Here is a 16,384-nt window from a genome sequence, read left to right as displayed (position 1 = left end):
CCGTCCCCTGTCAATACTGATACTACAAACTGGCTGCAAAAATAGCGCGCAACTTCGCACGCAGACTATTGTTTTCCGCGGTCTTCGTAACCCTCTTGCGATGCGCGTACAGCAGCATCCCAACAAGCGTGGCATACGCCGGATGCGTCAACTCACTCGGCATCCTCGACAACTGCACCGGATGTCCAATCCGCGCTCGCACATGCAGAATGCTTTCCGTCACATCCAGCAGCCCTGGCAGTGTCGATGCACCGCCCGTAAGCACGCACCCCGCGCCCAGAGCACCCAACACTCCGCCATCGCGCAAACTGCGCCGCACCATGTCAAATAGCTCTCGCGCCCGCGGCTCCAGAATCTCAGCCACCATCCGATGCCGGATCATCGTCGGATTCGGATTGCGAATCTCAATCTCATCCAACTGCGGAACCGCCGTCACCACCGCATGTCCATGACGCAACTTGAGCTGCTCCGCATGCGCCACCGGCATCTGCAACACAACCGCCAGATCGTTCGTAAAGTGCTGCCCGCCAAACGGGATGCTCCCCGTATGTGCCACAGCCCCTTCAAAAAACACCACCAACTCAGTTGAATGCGCACCAATATCCAGCACGCAGACGCCCAGTTCGCGCTCATCTGCAGTCAGCGTAGCCTCAGCCGCGGCAATCGCCTCAAACACCGTATCTGTCACTTCCAGCCCGGCACGGTTCGCGCAGGTAATAATGCTCTGTTGCGCGCTCCCCGAGCACGTGGACATATGCAGATCCACCTCAAGCCGGCTGCCAACCATGCCCACAGGGTCATGAATCCCCGGCTGCTCATCCAGCACAAACTGCCTCGTCAGCAAATGCAAAATTTCGCGATCCGGAGGAAGCGAAACTCCGCGTGCCCGCTCCACTGCGGCACTCACATCGTCGCGGCTGATCTCGCGCATCTTCGCGCCAAAATTCAGCCCCGCCGTGGTGTTCACACCCATCACATTCGGACCACCGACACCCACTACGCACTCATCGATATTCACGCGAACCGTGCGCTCCGCCTGGTCGCTGGCCGACTTCACCACCCGAGCCGCCGGACCAAGCTCCGCGATCAATCCCTTGCGCATCCCCGCAGACTCCACCACGGAGTGCGCACGATAGCGGAGCGCCCCCTCATTCAGGTCCGCCGCCAACACCCGCGTATAGGCGCTGCCCACATCAAGGACGACAATCAGATTTTCCTGTTTCTGACTCATACGTTCTTACGTCCCCTATCCCTTCGCGCCGCTTGCCGCTGGCTTCTGATTAGCCGCATGCGCCTTCTGTCGAGCCAATCTCAGCCGTTCAGCCTTCAACTTTGCTGCCCGCTTCTTTGCCTCGGTCGCCCTCCTGACAGCTAAAACCTGCGACGGAGTGGAGCCCTTTACCTTCTTGTTTTCGACCGGCTTATTTTCCGTTATCCTGTTTTCCGTTATCTTGCTGGCGGCAGCCTTATTCACTGGCAACTTCGCAATCTTTGCCGCCGCAGGAACAGGAATAGCTGGCTTAGCCGGGCCATCCGTCGCCGTCTCCGCACCAGGAACATCCGAAGCCATCTCCAGCGGAACCTTTCCGCTATACCGCAGATCCACGCCAATCAATTTCGGATAACGCTGCCGCCACTCCGCAATATGCGCCTTATACGTCTGCATCCGCTCCTGAAACTTGTCCTCGCCAAAGTGAGCCAGAATATCCGTCCCCTGCTCCGGCATCGTCGCCCGCAAATCCTCGGGGTCGGAAAGATCGATCTCCGAAACCTGCTGCGACATGTGCTGATTGTTCTGATCCATCTCGGCAACAAAGCGCTGATAGACAGCCATCCGCGTCCGCCGCGCCGCCAGCGAGTCCTGGCTATCGATCCCTGTCACCACTGGAAACGAGTAATGATGTTGCGCCATCATAGCCGGTGGCATATCCAGAATCACACCATCCGCATCCGCCAGCTCAACCTGCTGACCCTGCCGCACAAACGCAACAGGCGTCCGCTCCAGAATGCTCACGCTCAGGCGATCGGGCAAAAATCGCATGACGGTCGCCTGCTTCACCCACGGGATCGCCTCAAGCTCCTTACGCCGCTGCTGCAATGGGACAAAGAAGATGTTCCGGCCAATATCCGCACCAAACACCGGCAGCACATCCGTCCGATTCACTTCGCTCAGGCCAGTTGATTCGATGCTGGATACACCAGGAATGCGGAAATGCGCGTCGCGCGTCACAAAATGCCGCCCAGCCGCCCAGCCTGCAATCAAGGCACATGCCCCGATGAACACACCCGTACCCAACACGATTCGGCCAAAGTTGGTACGCGGTCGCCACCAGTGAGTCTTCGAGGCGTAGAAATTCGTGCGCCGCGGAATCGGTGCGTCTTCTTCCTCATCCATAGGAGGAGCAGCCACAACCGCACGCCGACCTCCCCGCTCACCAGCGAGGACGGCTGACGGAGCCCGCCACGCACCCCTTACCTGAGGCGCAGGGGAGCCAGCGGGATCTTCGTCATCCCACAACGTCGTTCGACTTTTATAGCTATTCGTCGTCACGCCCGAGCCAGGTCGTGAGAATCGCCAGATTCCACTATAGCGTTGCGCAGCGAACCAGCGCCCAGGAACTCCGCCCCATCTTCCCGAAGGAACCCACCCGGTTACGCCCTGCACTCCCTGTTAAGTCCTACAATCCGGTTAAGTCCAGCGCTCGGGCCACGCCCTGCGACAAACTCCACCCGGATCGGCTCCAAACAGGACATTACCGTCAGCCCGTAGCCTGACTAGGCCGCGATCTCCAGCGCCGCCAGAATCATCGGCCCGAGTTGGCTGACATTTCCAGCCCCCAGGGTCAGAATCAAATCTCCCGGACGGGCAACCGCCACCACCTGCGCAACCGCGCTTGGAAAATCGGCAGCAAAGCTCGCCGCAGTATCCCGCATTCGCGCCACCAGCAGTTCGCCGGTAATCCCCGTAATCGGATCCTCACTTGCCGCATAAATCGGCAGCACTGTCACGGAATCCGCCAGAGAAAACGCCGTCCCAAACTCGGTAAGCAGATCCCGGGTTCGCGAATATCGATGCGGCTGGAAGACCACATGAATCTTCGCGTAGCCACACTCCCGAGCAGCGGCCAGCGTGGCTGAAATCTCCGTAGGATGGTGCCCATAATCATCCACCACCGCAACTCCTCCAGACTTGCCCCGCAACTGAAAACGCCGATCGACACCGCGAAAATTCGCAAGCCCCTCGGCAATCTTCTCTGCAGAAACATCAAGCTGGCAGGCAATCGCCACCGCCGCCGTAGCATTCAGGATGTTGTGCCGTCCCGGCACCCGCAACTCAAACGGTCCCAGCGGCCCTCTCGCCGTATGCACCTGGAATCGCGCGAACCCGCCACCGTTCCCAGCGGAAGCCGCGGTTAAAACCTCCAGTCGATAATCGGCCTCCGACGCAATTCCGTAAGTGAAAACACGCCTCTGCGCACGCGGCACAATCCCCGCCAGCAGAGGATTGTCGATGCAGGCCGTAACCGCGCCATAAAACGGCACCCTGTCCATAAAGGAAAGAAACGCTGTTTCCACGTCGGACATATCGCGGTAGCAATCCATATGTTCTCGGTCGAGATTCGTCACGATAGCCAAAATCGGCGACAGCTTCAGAAACGAGCGGTCGCTTTCATCCGCTTCGGCGACCAGATACTGAGAGCTGCCGAGGCGAGCATTCGAGCCTAGGGCATCGACGCGACCTCCGACAACGACCGTCGGATCGAGTCCACCGGCAGCCAAAACCGAGGAAACCATCGAAGTCGTCGTCGTTTTTCCATGCATTCCGGCAACGGCGATTCCGTATTTCAGACGCATCAACTCCGCCAGCATTTCGGCGCGCTGGATAACCGGCGTCTTACGCGCTCGCGCTTCGACGACCTCAGGATTGCTGGCGCTGACGGCTGAGCTCGTCACCACGACAGACGCGTCGCCGATATGCCCGGTTGCGTGACCTTCGTAGACCACTGCGCCCATCTGTGCGAGACGATCTGTAATGGGGCTGCGGCGTTGATCTGAGCCGGAGACGCGCATTCCCAATGTGAGCAGAATCTCGGCGATGCCGCTCATGCCGATACCGCCAATGCCTATGAAGTGAACGTGTTGCTTTTGAATAAACATGCGCGAAGGCTTAGGTTAACACTCTGGGCATCGATGAATTGTGCTGCAATGCACCATTCGAATCCTGCCGCAAAAACAGGCATGTTACACGGGCAAACCTTGAATTGTTTCACGTGGAACACTATGACATTTTGTATCGTGTTCAATCCGCGGGAGATCGAGGTTGCACAAATTTGCGAGGTTTTATGGTTACAGATACTTGTCTTATAGGTATGGAGACTTTTCGAAAAGCTATAACTTTGCAGGCTGCGTGAGTAAGTCAAAACACAATCGATGCGAGGATCAACCTATGCGAAGAGCAACTCGTTTTACTTACAAAAGTTGCGCATATTTATTTTTCTCAAGTTGGTCGAGTTATCCGCAACCTTTTTTAAACGTGGTGTTTGCACTGTACATGAAGGGCGGACCGAGGGTAACAGCGGTAGACAAGTTACCCACGAAGGCGAGCTAGTCCGAGGCAAAAGAACGCCAGGATAGAGGATAGTTGCCATGAAAAATACTTTGCGGAATGCGATGCTCGGATTGACTCTGATTGCAGCAACACTTGGGGCGGGAGCAGTTGCCGCCAATGCAGCCCCGCTTGGGATCCAGGACGGTTTCGGCGAAAGCTATGTTCCCGCCTGCCCTGGAGACGGATACGTCTGGACTGCCGGTTATTACAATGCCGGCTATTGGGTTCCCGGAGCATGGATCTTCCGTGGACGCCCGGGCCTTGATCGCCGAATAAGTTACGGAGGAGGCTACGGCTTTGATCGTGGCAGAGGAGATTACGGCAGAGAGCCAGTTGGCTACGACCGCGGACGCGCTGAAGCTGGGCGCGGATTTGCCCGGGGAAACGATCATCGGGACAATCGGGGCGACAATCGGGGAAATGATCGCGGCGGGCGCGGATTCGGAGGCGGTCACTTCGAAGGCGGCCACCAGCGTCGTCGATAAAAGTCCGAATGCCCCCGACTTGCAGTCCTGACTTGTTTTCCTCTCCCCAGGGCAGCAAATCCTGACCATCAACAAATGGCTTTGGCGTTCTGATAAGCGGCTCCTCCACTCAACAAGGGAGGAGCCGCTTTTATTTTGTATTTTCTCAATGCTCGCTGATCTTGTTTTTGCACTCATCCCGTCATGCCTGCATCTAACCGAAATGTAGGAATGCGGCTTTGCCATGAATTGCGATTTTCCGGATTCTTCCGTTTTCAAGATTCTCCCGGATCACCGCAACTTCCTTGCAAAAAGAGCGTTCAATACATCAGAAGCGCTGAAAACAGCGCAAGCTGACCGGAACCCCGATCCCGCAAGCGTCGAGAGAAACGGTAAGCACCTGGAGGTCTACAATGCGGAATCTTCGCTTGATTTTGGTCGCAGCGGTCTTGGCAGCGGTTGTTTCGCTGGCTCCACAGGCACAGGCTCGCGTCTTCGTCGGTGTAGGGATTGGTCCGGTGATTGCCCCGGTCCCCTACGCTTATGGTCCGCCGGACTGTTCGTACGGCTACTACTCTGATTACCCTTACTCCTGCGCACCTTACGGCTACTACGGAGCAGGCTGGTTTAACGACGGCCTCTTCCTGGGTGTCGGCCCCTGGTATGGCTTTGGATGGGGCTACGGCTATGGTCGTTATGGTTATGGCCGCGGTTGGGGCTATGGGCGTGGATTCGGCTACGGTCGCGGCGGTTATGGCTACGGACGTGGCGGTTACGGGCGTGGTGGATACGGCTACGGTCGCGGCGCATACGGTGGACGTGGTGGATACGCTGGACGCGGCGGCTATGCTGGTCGTGGTTATGCCGGTGGAGCACGCGGGTACAGTGGTGCACGTGGTGGATTCAGCGGCGGTCATGCTGGCGGATTCAGTGGCGGCCATGCCGGTGGTGGATTTGGCGGCGGTCACGGTGGCGGTGGTGGCCATGGTGGCGGCGGTCACCGGTAAGATCCTGCTATACCTGTAACGTGCAATACAGCAATAAAGGGACGATCCTAGGATCGTCCCTTTTTCTTTGGAGAGAAGGTCTTCCCTGGAGCAGGAGTGGCAGCAAAACCTAGCGCTTTGCCAACTCAGCCAGGCGATCGGCGATTCGTTCTGCGGCTCCGGGACGAGACTGGGTTCTGGCGTTTTGAGCCATCGCCCGTAACCCAACCCGATCGCCAAGCAGATTTACGAGAGACGAGAGAAGCAAGCCGGGCTGAGATAACTGACGCTCCTCAAGCAAAACTGCTGCGCCTGCCTCGACCATGACATCCGCATTCTTGCGCTGATGATCGTCGGCGGCGGCGGCAAAGGGAATGAGTAGTGAGGGTTTTCCGGCAGCGGCCAGTTCGGCCACAGTTGACGCCCCGCTGCGGGCCATGACAAGGTTAGCCGCCCCAAAGCGAGCGCCCATATTATCCAGAAAAGCCTCCACCTGCCAGCGGTCTGGATCCGCGCCTGAAGCAACGTACGCAGCGCGGGTTGATTCAGCGTGGCGCGCGCCCGCCTGATGCAAAATCGTCAATCCCGGAACAGCATCGAGCAGCGCTGGAACCAGCGGCGGCAGGATGGTATTGAAAATACGCGCCCCCTGCGATCCGCCAAAAACCAGTAGGTGCGGCGGAGCATCTACCGGAGGCGCGCTTATCGTAAAAAACTCCGGACGCACAGGAATACCGGTGACCTCAGCATTGCGAAACCACTTCGCCGCGGGCGGAAAATTCACCGCAGCGGCCTGAACGCGTTTACCCACGAGACGATTTGCGAGCCCAGGAACGGCGTTCGGTTCGAACGCCATGGTTGGAACTCCGCGCAGAATCGCCGCACCCATTGCCGGTCCAGAAGCATATCCGCCCACGCCAAAGACAACGTCGGCGCGAAATTCGCGAATATACCGAGAGCACGTAATAAGGCTGAGCGGCAAGCCAATCATCGTCTTGATGCGAGTTGCCCAGGAAACCTGATTGAGCGGGCCGATCTCGACCAGCTTGAGCGCAAAACCAGCCTCCGGAACCAGCCGCGACTCCATGCCCCGCGCAGTGCCGACAAAGAGAATCTCCGCATTGTGACGGGCTACCAATTCGCGCGCGACAGCGAGGGCCGGGATGATATGTCCACCTGTGCCGCCGCCGGCGATGAGAATTCTTGGATGAGGTAGGAGATCTGGCACGTTTAGTCGATCTCGCGAGTGAGGTTGAGCAGAATCCCGATGCTCGCCAGCATGATGACCAGCGATGTTCCACCATGAGAAATAAAGGGCAGCGGGATACCCTTGGTAGGCAGCAACGCCACAACTACGCTCATATTAAAGAACGCCTGAATCAAAATCGTAATAGTGATTCCAAAAGCAAGCAGCCGTGCGAACGGATCGCGCAGCAAAAAGACAGTTCGCAGGCCACGAAAGCCAAGCACCACGAAGAGAATCACAATAAGAACAGCGCCGATGAAGCCCAGCTCTTCCGATATATTCGCGAAGATAAAATCGGTGTGCGGCTCAGGCAGATAGAAGAGCTTTTGCACACCCTCCATGTAACCACGGCCTGTCCAGCCACCTGTCCCAACCGCGATAAGCGATTGATTGATGTGAAAGCCCGCGCCTTTTGGATCGGCCTCAGGGTTGAGAAAGACTTTCATTCGAGCAAGCCGCCAGGGTACGAAGATCAGCAGCGCCGCAAGAACAGGCGCGACAGCAGCGAAGATAGCGATTAGATAGCGCCACTCCATGCCTGCAAGAACCAGCACCAGGATAGTCATGCCGAGCAGCACAATCGCAGTCCCAAGATCAGGCTCTTTGACGATGAGTCCAATGAAGAGAAATGCAGGGACGGCGGCAGGAAGCAGCGTGTGCTTCCAATCGCGCATGGCATTGAGGCGGCTGTGTAGAAACCACGCAAGATAAAGCGCAAGCATCGGCTTGGCGATTTCCGATGGCTGAAAGGTGAAGAATGGGCCGAAGCGAATCCAGCGATGTGTAGCGTGCGAGCCATGCACGGCAAAGACCGCGAGCAACAGCACGAACGTCACGCCCATTGCGGGATAAATGAACTTCTTCGAGTTATAGCGGCGATAGTCGATGCGCATCAACACGACTAATACGATGACTCCGAGAAACGCCCACAGAGCCTGTCCGCCGAGGAATGTGTAGGGCGAACCGAAGCGCTCCTGCGCCATGACAGCCGAGGCTGAGAAAACCATGGCCAGCCCCACCACAACCAGCGATAGCGTGGTGAAAAAGAGCCATTTGTCCACTCCTACTCGTTTGGCCATCTAGCCTTTCTCCTGGCTGTTCCGTTCGTTAAGGATGTTCAGATTGTTTACCAGTTCTTTGAAGATGCGGCCTCGCTGCTCGTAGTTTTCAAACTGATCGAAGCTGGAGCAGGCAGGCGACAGCAGCACTATATCGCCAGGATGCGCAGCCTTGGCAGTCGCAGCGACAGCTTTGTCGAGGGTTTCGCTGGAGACAATGGGAACCACGCCGCGAATGTGCGATTCGATCTTGGCTGCAGCCGAACCGATGGTATACACAGCCTTGACGCGCTTGCGCAGCAGATCGCTGAGGTCGGCATAGTTGGAGTTCTTATCTTTGCCACCGAGGATCAGGTGAATGCACCCAGGAAATGCAGCGATGGCCTTCGCAGAGGCATCGACGTTGGTAGCCTTCGAATCGTTGTAGTATTCGACACCGTTATTGGTGGCGACATACTCCAGGCGATGCTCGACAGCACGGAAAATGGCGACAGCTTTGGCGATCGATGCGGCGTCCGCTCCGGCAAGACGCGCGGCGCAGACTGCAGCAAGCGTGTTCTCAACATTGTGCGTGCCTTTGAGCGGAATCGATTTGAGAGACAGAATTGGTTCAATCGCCGCGTTCGCTGACGCGCGAAAAACAATCTCTCCCTCCTGCACCCAGGCACCCTGAACAACCGAGGACTCAAGCGAAAACCAGTAGACGTTCGCGGAGGTACGCCCGGCTGCTTGAGCGGTGCGAGGATTGTCTGCGTTCAAAACAAGGTAGTCGGAAGCAGTCTGCACGGCGAAGATACGCTCTTTTGCAAGTGCATAGTTTTCGAATGTCCCATGACGGTCAAGATGATCGGGCGTGATATTCAGAATGACGGCGATGCGAGGATGGAAGAACTGTGTGCTCTCCAACTGGAAACTGGAGACTTCAAGAACAGACCAGCCTTCATCTGTGCTTTTCTCGATCAGGTCAATGACCGGCACGCCGATGTTGCCGCCGACTTGTGTAGGCAGGCCTGCCGAGGCGAGAATTTCGCCGATCAGCGCAGTCGTGGTTGTCTTGCCATTCGAGCCGGTAATAGCAAGTACATTGCCCTTGAGATACTGTGCTGCCAGCTCCAGTTCACCGATGACAGGTAGGCCAAACGCCTTGACCTGCACGAGTTCTGGAGTGTCGAGCGGGACGCCGGGGCTGACGACAATCAGGTCCTGGCGGCGAAACGTCAGCAGACCATGCCCTCCGGATTCGACCATGATGCCTTCATCCAACAGCGCTGGAATCTCCTTTGCCAAAGCCGCAGCGCTACGCATATCAGATACGGTTACATGTGCTCCGCGCTTGCGTAGAAACAGGGCCGCTGCCAGCCCGGATTTACCCAGACCTACGACCAGAACTTTTTTACCTTTCAACTCCATTCCAGCTCCATCATTCAATTCTGTTCTGACGCTTGCGCCACATCCATTGTGGCACTCGAAAGCGTGAAACCGCCTGTATCTAGCGGAGTTTCAGCGTGGTAAGTGCAAATAGTGCAAACACCAGCGCCGCAATCCAGAAACGTGCAATGACTTTTGATTCCTTCCAGCCAAGTAATTCGAAGTGATGATGCAAAGGGGCCATCTTGAAGATACGCTTGCCACCACGCAGCTTATAACTCCCTACCTGCAGGATGACGGAGATCGCTTCCAGCACAAAGATGCCGCCGATGAACGGCAATAACAATTCCTGACGAATAATTACAGCAACTGTGGCAATCGCTCCACCCAATGCCAGCGAGCCCACGTCGCCCATGAAAACCTCTGCTGGATGCGCGTTATACCATAGAAAGCCGATAGAGGCACCCACCATGGCCCCACAGAAGACGGTCAGTTCTCCAACCTTGGGCATACGTTGGAGTTCAAGGTAGTCGGCAAAAACAACATGGCCGCTAACGTACGTCAGAACTGTCAGCGCACCAGCAGCGATGATAGTACAGCCAATGGCGAGGCCGTCGAGACCGTCCGTAAGATTGACCGCATTCGAAGAAAAGACCAGAACCAGCGTGACGAAAATCACAAACGGCAAAAACATCAGGAAACCGAGATGCGGAATGGAACCCAACCACGGCCAGACTAGATCCGGATGGAAGTTCTTGACGAAAGGCACCGTCATTTTGGTTGAGAAAATTCGGAACTGCTGCAAACCCACCAGCGTTATGGCGATCATCAATGAAACGATCACCTGCCAGAACATCTTGGCTCGCGCTGTCAGACCCAGGTTGCGGCGCTTGACGACCTTGATGTAATCGTCTGCGAAGCCAATCGCGCCAAATCCAATCGTCGAAAAAACAACGACCCAGACAAACGGATTGGAAGGATTAGACCACAGTACGGTCGGCAGCAGAATGGCAATCGCGATCAGCACACCGCCCATCGTCGGCGTGCCGGACTTCTTCTTGTGTGACTCCGGACCCTCGTCGCGAATGTACTGGCTGATCTGAAACTGGCGCAGTTTTTCAATCACATAGGGGCCTATGATCAGCGCAATCAGCAAGGCCGTCAACGACGAAAATGCCGTGCGGAAGGTCAGGTATTGAAAGATACGGAATGGATGAAAATACGGAAAAAGCTTTTGGTAAAGCAGCCAGTAAAGCAAAGAGCCTCCGAGCCCAGGAAGAACGTCGAGCCTGATTTTATCGTGTTACCTGTATCGCTTAGAGTGTCGTGCTTGAGTCTTACGAACCAGTTGATTGCGTCGAGCGAAGAATTTCAATCGCCTGCTCCAGGCGCACACCACGCGAGCCTTTGACCAGGACTGCATCACCGGGCCTCAGATTGTTTTTCAGCCACGCTCCAGCAGCCATCGCATCCGGCACGAAGATCGATTCCGCGCCACTCTCCGCTGCAGCTCTAACGAGATAATCCGCATTGCCGCGAACACCAACAATGATGTCAACGCCCGCATCGGCAGCGGCTTTGCCGCAAAGCGTATGCAGCTCAGGAGCATGATCACCCAACTCAAGCATCTCCCCTGCAATGAGAATTCGCCGCTGTGCCGAACGCGCAGCCAGTGTACGAATCATGGATTGCAGCGCCTCGGGGTTGGAGTTATAGGAATCGTTGATAATTGTCGCGCCTGCGATGGTCAGCACTTCGCCGCGGCGATCTCCAGCGGTCAGCGTTTCGAGCGCACGGATCGCGTCCTGCAACGGCACGCCTGCCTCGCGGGCAACTGCGATCGCGGCCATTGCATTGCTCGCGTTGTGCTGTCCCAGCATCGGCAGCGTCATGGTCGCTTTGGTACCGACGGAAAGCAGTTCAATCTGGAGTCCGTCACCATCGCGAGCACTCGTAATTTGAGGATCGGCGCATGGGCCTGCTCCGAAGTAAACGACCTTGCCTGCAAAGTCACGACCGAACTGTCCAACATAGCGATCGTCGCAATTGAGAAAAGCGATGCCGGAGGCAGGCAATGCCTCAACGAGTTCGTATTTTGCGCGTGCGATACCGCCCTGTCCATCTGAAAAATTCTCGACATGAGCCATGCCTACATTGGTGATGACACCCCAGTCCGGACCAGCAATACGAGCAAGCTGGGCGATTTCTCCAGCATGATTCATGCCCATTTCGATAACGGCGTACTCATGTTCTAGTTCGAGACGCAATAGTTGCAGCGGTAAACCATAGCCATTGTTCAGATTGCCGAGTGACTTGAGTACATTGAATTTTGCACCGAGCGCTACAGCAACTGCGTCCTTGGTCGAGGTCTTGCCAGCACTGCCAGTCACAGCGACAACGCGTTTCCCCCAATGACGACGAACGTTCGCAGCCAGTGCCTGCAACGCGACAAGCGTATCTTCGACAATGATCAGCGGCGCAGCCAATGCTGCATCCGGCAACGTTGCAAGCCTGTTGAGGGAAACCACAGCAGCCAGCGCGCCTCGCTCAATTGCGCTGACGATGTAATCATGGCCATCGACACGTGGGCCGCGAACAGCAAAAAAAAGCTCGCCTACGCCAACAGTGCGCGAATCAATCGAATAGCCCTGGGCCACAAACGCACCAACGCCCACGGCGCTCGCTGGAGCCTCCAGCTTGGCGCTGCAACCAAGAGCGATCTCTGCCAATGTCAGTTTCACTTCACTCCACCATAGCCCAGGGAACGCAGAGCGGAAAGAGCAACCTGCGAATCGTCGAAAAATATTGGACCACTACGCAAAATCTGTTCCTTTTCATGGCCTTTGCCGGCGATCAATACTACGTCGCCGGGTTCAGCTTCGGCGAGCGCCAATTGAATGGCCGTTGCGCGATCGCTTTCAACAACAAAGCGGACACCGGAACCCTCGACGCCCGGCAATATTTCCGCGAGGATCGCGGCTGGATCTTCAGACCTCGGATTGTCGCTGGTTACAACAACAAAATCACTACCCTCACCTGCGGCTTGGCCCATCTTCGGGCGCTTGGTGCGATCGCGATCACCGCCACAACCGAAGAGAGTAATGACTCGACCCAGCTTTTCATGCACGAGTTGCCGCGCCAATGCAGTGAGATTACGCAGCGCATCGTCGGTATGCGCATAGTCAACGATGACTGTAAAAGGCTGCCCGGCGTCCACAGGTTGAAAGCGACCGGGTACAGGACGAAGACTCGGCACGGATGCAATCAACGTGTCGAAATCGACACCGCGCGCATACGCCGCAGCGAGCGCGGCGAGCAGGTTTAAAACATTGACTTCGCCAGCCAATCCGGAGTTGACTTGTGCTGTGCCGACGGGTGTTACAAGCGTGAACTTCACACCCGAGGGAAGCAGTTTCAAATCTTCCGCGTACCACTCAGGCTGCGATGCAGCACGGCCCAGACCGTAAGTGATAACCTCAGCACCCGCCTCTTTTGCAGCAGTAGCGAGCTGCTGCGAATGTGCATCATCGGCATTGAGAATAGCTACGCGCGGAGCCGGATAGCGCGTGCCATCAAAGAGCAATTGCTTGGCTGCAAAATACGCATCCATCGTGTGATGATAGTCGAGATGATCGCGAGTGAGATTCGTAAATACTGCTAAGTCAAGGTCTACTTCAGCGATTCGGCCTTGATCTAGAGCGTGGCTGGAGACTTCCATTACCAACTCCGTTGCACCCAGCGCAACACCATCGGCCATCAGTTCAAAGAGATCGCGCGACTCCGGCGTCGTGTGCGCGGATAGCCTCACTTGACCAGCAACGTGATACTCAATCGTGCCTACGAGAATCGATGAACGACGCGCGGCATTGAGCAGCGATTCAATCAGAAAGGTCGTTGTTGTTTTGCCGTTTGTGCCAGTCACTCCGGTTGCGCCGAGTACACGTTCAGGATGACCGAAGAATGCGGAGGCCGCTTGCGCCAGCGCATTGCGCCCATGCTCGACCAGCAGTCGCGGCGTTTTTGAATGGCTTACGGCGAGTGCTCCAAAAGCTTCGGCAGAGTCAGTGATGATGCCCACTGCTCCCCGGCTGAGAGCGATATCGATATAGTGATTTCCATCGGTCGTGCCACCACGCATGGCGACGAAAACAGAGCCTTGTTGAACTAGGCGCGAGTCGTATTCAACGCCCGTGACAGCGACCTCGGAAGGCGCGTCCTGGGCCGCGGAAGTTACGTCGCGGATGAGTTCATTCCACTGCATACTAGCTTCTATTCTATCGTTTCAAATTCTGCAGGATTCTGTGAAAAATCGGGCGAAAACTCCACCAGCGCATCACCTGGCACAATGCACAACGACCTGCGTTCCGGAAGAAACAAGGCTGCCCGCGGCAGGAGTCTGTGTGCGCACTAAGCCTCGGCCTTCTACGCGCAGAGTCAGGCCCGCAAGTGCCACCTGTTCGACCACTTGGCGTACCGGCATACCTATCAGCGACGGGACTTTTATTGCATTGGGTATTGCATTCGGGCTATCCGTAGGTACTGGCACGGACACTGTCTCTGGAGGAGTTGCAGGAGTCGCCGCAGCGCTGGCCTTCTTCTTTTCGTCCGCTGCTTTGGCGCTGATTTTAGTCGTCTGAGGCGCGGATTCCGCAGCTCGGCTTGCGCTCACGGCCTGTCGCAGAGGATCGTCGTTGGGTAGATCATTGACGGCGGCGATCATTGCATTCACATCGCCTGTTTCTTCCTGCTCCGGCTCTATATCCTGAGCGGTCAAAGGCTTGGCGGGAGCGTGCGCGGCGTGGACTTCAACATCGTGCGGGACGCCCAGGTATTCGAGTGTGTCTTGCGCAGCTTCAGCAAAGACTGGCGCAGATGCTGCTCCGCCATAGTAAGACGCGCCTCCGCCCTTGGGATTGTCCAGAACCACCGCTATCGCAAGGACAGGATTGTTGACAGGCGCAATCCCTGCGAAAGACGCCACGTGCATCGTCTTCGAATACTTGCGCGTCGCAGGATCAATCTTTTGTGCCGTACCGGTCTTGCCGCCGGAAGAATAGCCATTCAATTGAGCCTGTTTGCCGGTGCCATAGAGCACTACGCCTTCCATCATCTTGCGCATCTGCGCGGCAGTCATCGTGGAGATAACGCGATGCGCACCGGCAGGCAGCGGATCGGGCAGATCCAGCCCTACCCGGAATGGCTGCGCGACTGGCACGTTATCTCCCTGCGCATTTTTAGGCTGGGGAGGCATGATCATGTGCGGCGGAAGATAGGTTCCGCCATTGGCGATTGTTGACACCATCGAGACCAGTTGCAGTGGAGTCACCGCAACCTCCTGCCCAATGGCAATCGAACCGATCGAAGTTGCACCCCACTTCGGCGGAGGCCGCAACAGGCCACGCGTTTCACCTGGCAGTTCCAACCCGGAACGCGAGCCGAAACCGAAGTTGCGAAGGTAATTGTAGAAATGATCCGGCCCCATTCTAAGAGCAAGTTTCACAGCAGCCACGTCGCTTGAATGTTCGAGCGCGTAATGCACTGTGACCACACCGAAGTGATCGGATTTATCGTCGTGAATAGTGCGGCCATTGAAGGTGATCGCGCCGCCCTGGCAATCGATCATGTCATCCGGAGTCACAATGTGTTGATCGAGTGCCGCCGCATACGTCGCGAGCTTGAAGGTCGAGCCAGGCTCATACACATCGCTCACGGCATGATTACGCAACAGTGCAGGTGTAGTGTGACGGAAGTCGTTGGGATTGAAAGTAGGGCGAATCGCAAGTGCGAGGATTTGCCCGGTATGCACATCCTGAATTACTACCGTTCCGTTGTCCGCATGCGTACGATCCATCGCCCGTTGCAGGGTTTTCTCCGCGATGAATTGAATGTTTTCGTCAACAGTGAGGACCAGATTTTCGCCCGGCTCCGGTTCACGCACGCTTGAGCCAAGCACATGCCTCCGAGCATCGAGCGCTGCAAACATGCGTCCCGGTAAACCGTGCAGGCGCGATTCAAATTTCAGCTCCATGCCTGCAAGGCCTTTGTCGTCGGTACCGACATAACCCAGTACCTGCGCGGCGATTTGATTATCTGGATAAAAGCGCTGAAATTCTTTCTGGAAGTAAATACCCTTGATGTTGAGAGCCTTGACGCGCGCCGCTTTTTCGTTATCTACGCGACGTGCAATCCACGCGAAGCCCCGCGATGCATTCACGCGTTCGAGTATCTGCGGCTCACTGGTCCAGGTATCTTCCGGCCCGCCATGCACAATCTCCACCAGGTCATGAACTACTTTTTCTTTGTCGTCGATTTCCGATGGCACAGCATAGATCGACTCGGCCTGCACAGTCATGGCCAGCTCGCGCAGATTGCGGTCATACAACACGCCCCGGCGCGGCGCTACTTCAAAAGTATGCTGCTGTTGCCTCTGTGCCTTTTCAACAAATTCCTTGTGCCGCAGAACCTGCAACCAGAAGAGCTTGCCGATGATCAGCGAGCACCACACCAGCAGGCACAGGCAGACCACCCAATAGCGCATACGCAGCAAAGGAACCGAGGCAGTCTGAGTGCCGCGGTTCCGATTCGCTCGTGGATTAGGCAGTTGCACGCGAGATACTCCGAAAAGCCGGGGATCTGGAACGAAGATGCGGATC

At 56.5% G+C, this 16,384-nt stretch carries 12 protein-coding genes; 2 read left to right on the top strand and 10 right to left on the bottom strand.

Features of this window, described 5'->3' with window-relative positions; genetic code table 11:
• Positions 1-22: 22 nt before the first annotated feature.
• The 3 genes from ftsA to murC form a co-directional block, all read right to left on the bottom strand.
• Positions 23-1,231: a cell division protein FtsA gene (gene ftsA / locus OHL19_RS07895; protein ID WP_263357097.1), complete on the bottom strand. Its 1,209-nt coding sequence runs from the start codon at positions 1,229-1,231 to the stop codon at positions 23-25.
• Between the two features lie 15 nt (positions 1,232-1,246).
• The gene (locus OHL19_RS07890) at positions 1,247-2,665 is read right to left on the bottom strand and encodes a cell division protein FtsQ/DivIB (RefSeq protein ID WP_263357096.1); all 1,419 of its coding nucleotides are present in this window, start codon (positions 2,663-2,665) and stop codon (positions 1,247-1,249) included.
• Positions 2,666-2,775: 110 nt separating this feature from the next.
• Positions 2,776-4,158, bottom strand: a complete 1,383-nt coding sequence (murC, locus tag OHL19_RS07885; protein WP_263357095.1) for a UDP-N-acetylmuramate--L-alanine ligase — start codon at positions 4,156-4,158, stop codon at positions 2,776-2,778.
• 489 nt (positions 4,159-4,647) lie between these two features.
• On the opposite strand from murC, the gene OHL19_RS07880 reads away from it, so the two are divergent.
• Together OHL19_RS07880 and OHL19_RS07875 are read left to right on the top strand one after the other, a co-directional pair.
• Positions 4,648-5,094: a hypothetical protein gene (locus OHL19_RS07880; RefSeq protein WP_263357094.1), complete on the top strand. Its 447-nt coding sequence runs from the start codon at positions 4,648-4,650 to the stop codon at positions 5,092-5,094.
• Positions 5,095-5,486: 392 nt separating this feature from the next.
• A complete protein-coding gene (locus OHL19_RS07875) occupies positions 5,487-6,080 on the top strand; it encodes a hypothetical protein (RefSeq protein ID WP_263357093.1) in 594 nt (197 codons plus the stop codon).
• Positions 6,081-6,189: 109 nt separating this feature from the next.
• Here the strand turns inward: OHL19_RS07875 and murG are convergent, their stop codons facing one another.
• The 7 genes from murG to OHL19_RS07840 form a co-directional block, all read right to left on the bottom strand.
• A complete protein-coding gene (gene murG / locus OHL19_RS07870) occupies positions 6,190-7,287 on the bottom strand; it encodes an undecaprenyldiphospho-muramoylpentapeptide beta-N-acetylglucosaminyltransferase (RefSeq protein ID WP_263357092.1) in 1,098 nt (365 codons plus the stop codon).
• A 2-nt stretch (positions 7,288-7,289) separates the two neighbouring features.
• Entirely contained in the window at positions 7,290-8,384 is a 1,095-nt protein-coding gene (gene ftsW / locus OHL19_RS07865) for a putative lipid II flippase FtsW (protein WP_263357091.1), read from the bottom strand.
• The gene (murD, locus tag OHL19_RS07860; RefSeq protein ID WP_263357090.1) at positions 8,385-9,773 is read right to left on the bottom strand and encodes a UDP-N-acetylmuramoyl-L-alanine--D-glutamate ligase; all 1,389 of its coding nucleotides are present in this window, start codon (positions 9,771-9,773) and stop codon (positions 8,385-8,387) included.
• Positions 9,774-9,852: 79 nt separating this feature from the next.
• The gene (gene mraY / locus OHL19_RS07855) at positions 9,853-10,989 is read right to left on the bottom strand and encodes a phospho-N-acetylmuramoyl-pentapeptide-transferase (RefSeq protein ID WP_263357089.1); all 1,137 of its coding nucleotides are present in this window, start codon (positions 10,987-10,989) and stop codon (positions 9,853-9,855) included.
• A gap of 79 nt (positions 10,990-11,068) precedes the next feature.
• Positions 11,069-12,472, bottom strand: coding sequence for a UDP-N-acetylmuramoyl-tripeptide--D-alanyl-D-alanine ligase (locus OHL19_RS07850; RefSeq protein ID WP_263357088.1), 1,404 nt, complete (start codon positions 12,470-12,472; stop codon positions 11,069-11,071).
• Positions 12,469-13,992: a UDP-N-acetylmuramoyl-L-alanyl-D-glutamate--2,6-diaminopimelate ligase gene (locus OHL19_RS07845; RefSeq protein WP_263357087.1), complete on the bottom strand. Its 1,524-nt coding sequence runs from the start codon at positions 13,990-13,992 to the stop codon at positions 12,469-12,471. Before OHL19_RS07845 ends, OHL19_RS07850 begins: the two co-directional genes overlap by 4 nt.
• 72 nt (positions 13,993-14,064) lie before the next feature.
• Entirely contained in the window at positions 14,065-16,338 is a 2,274-nt protein-coding gene (locus OHL19_RS07840; RefSeq protein ID WP_317890551.1) for a penicillin-binding protein, read from the bottom strand.
• Between the last annotated feature and the right edge of the window lie 46 nt (positions 16,339-16,384).

It is taken from the genome of Acidicapsa ligni, assembly GCF_025685655.1.
GTDB classification, from domain to species: domain Bacteria; phylum Acidobacteriota; class Terriglobia; order Terriglobales; family Acidobacteriaceae; genus Acidicapsa; species Acidicapsa ligni.
The sequence above is the reverse complement of the archived record's forward strand: the minus strand, read 5'-3'. Positions and strand labels throughout refer to the sequence as shown.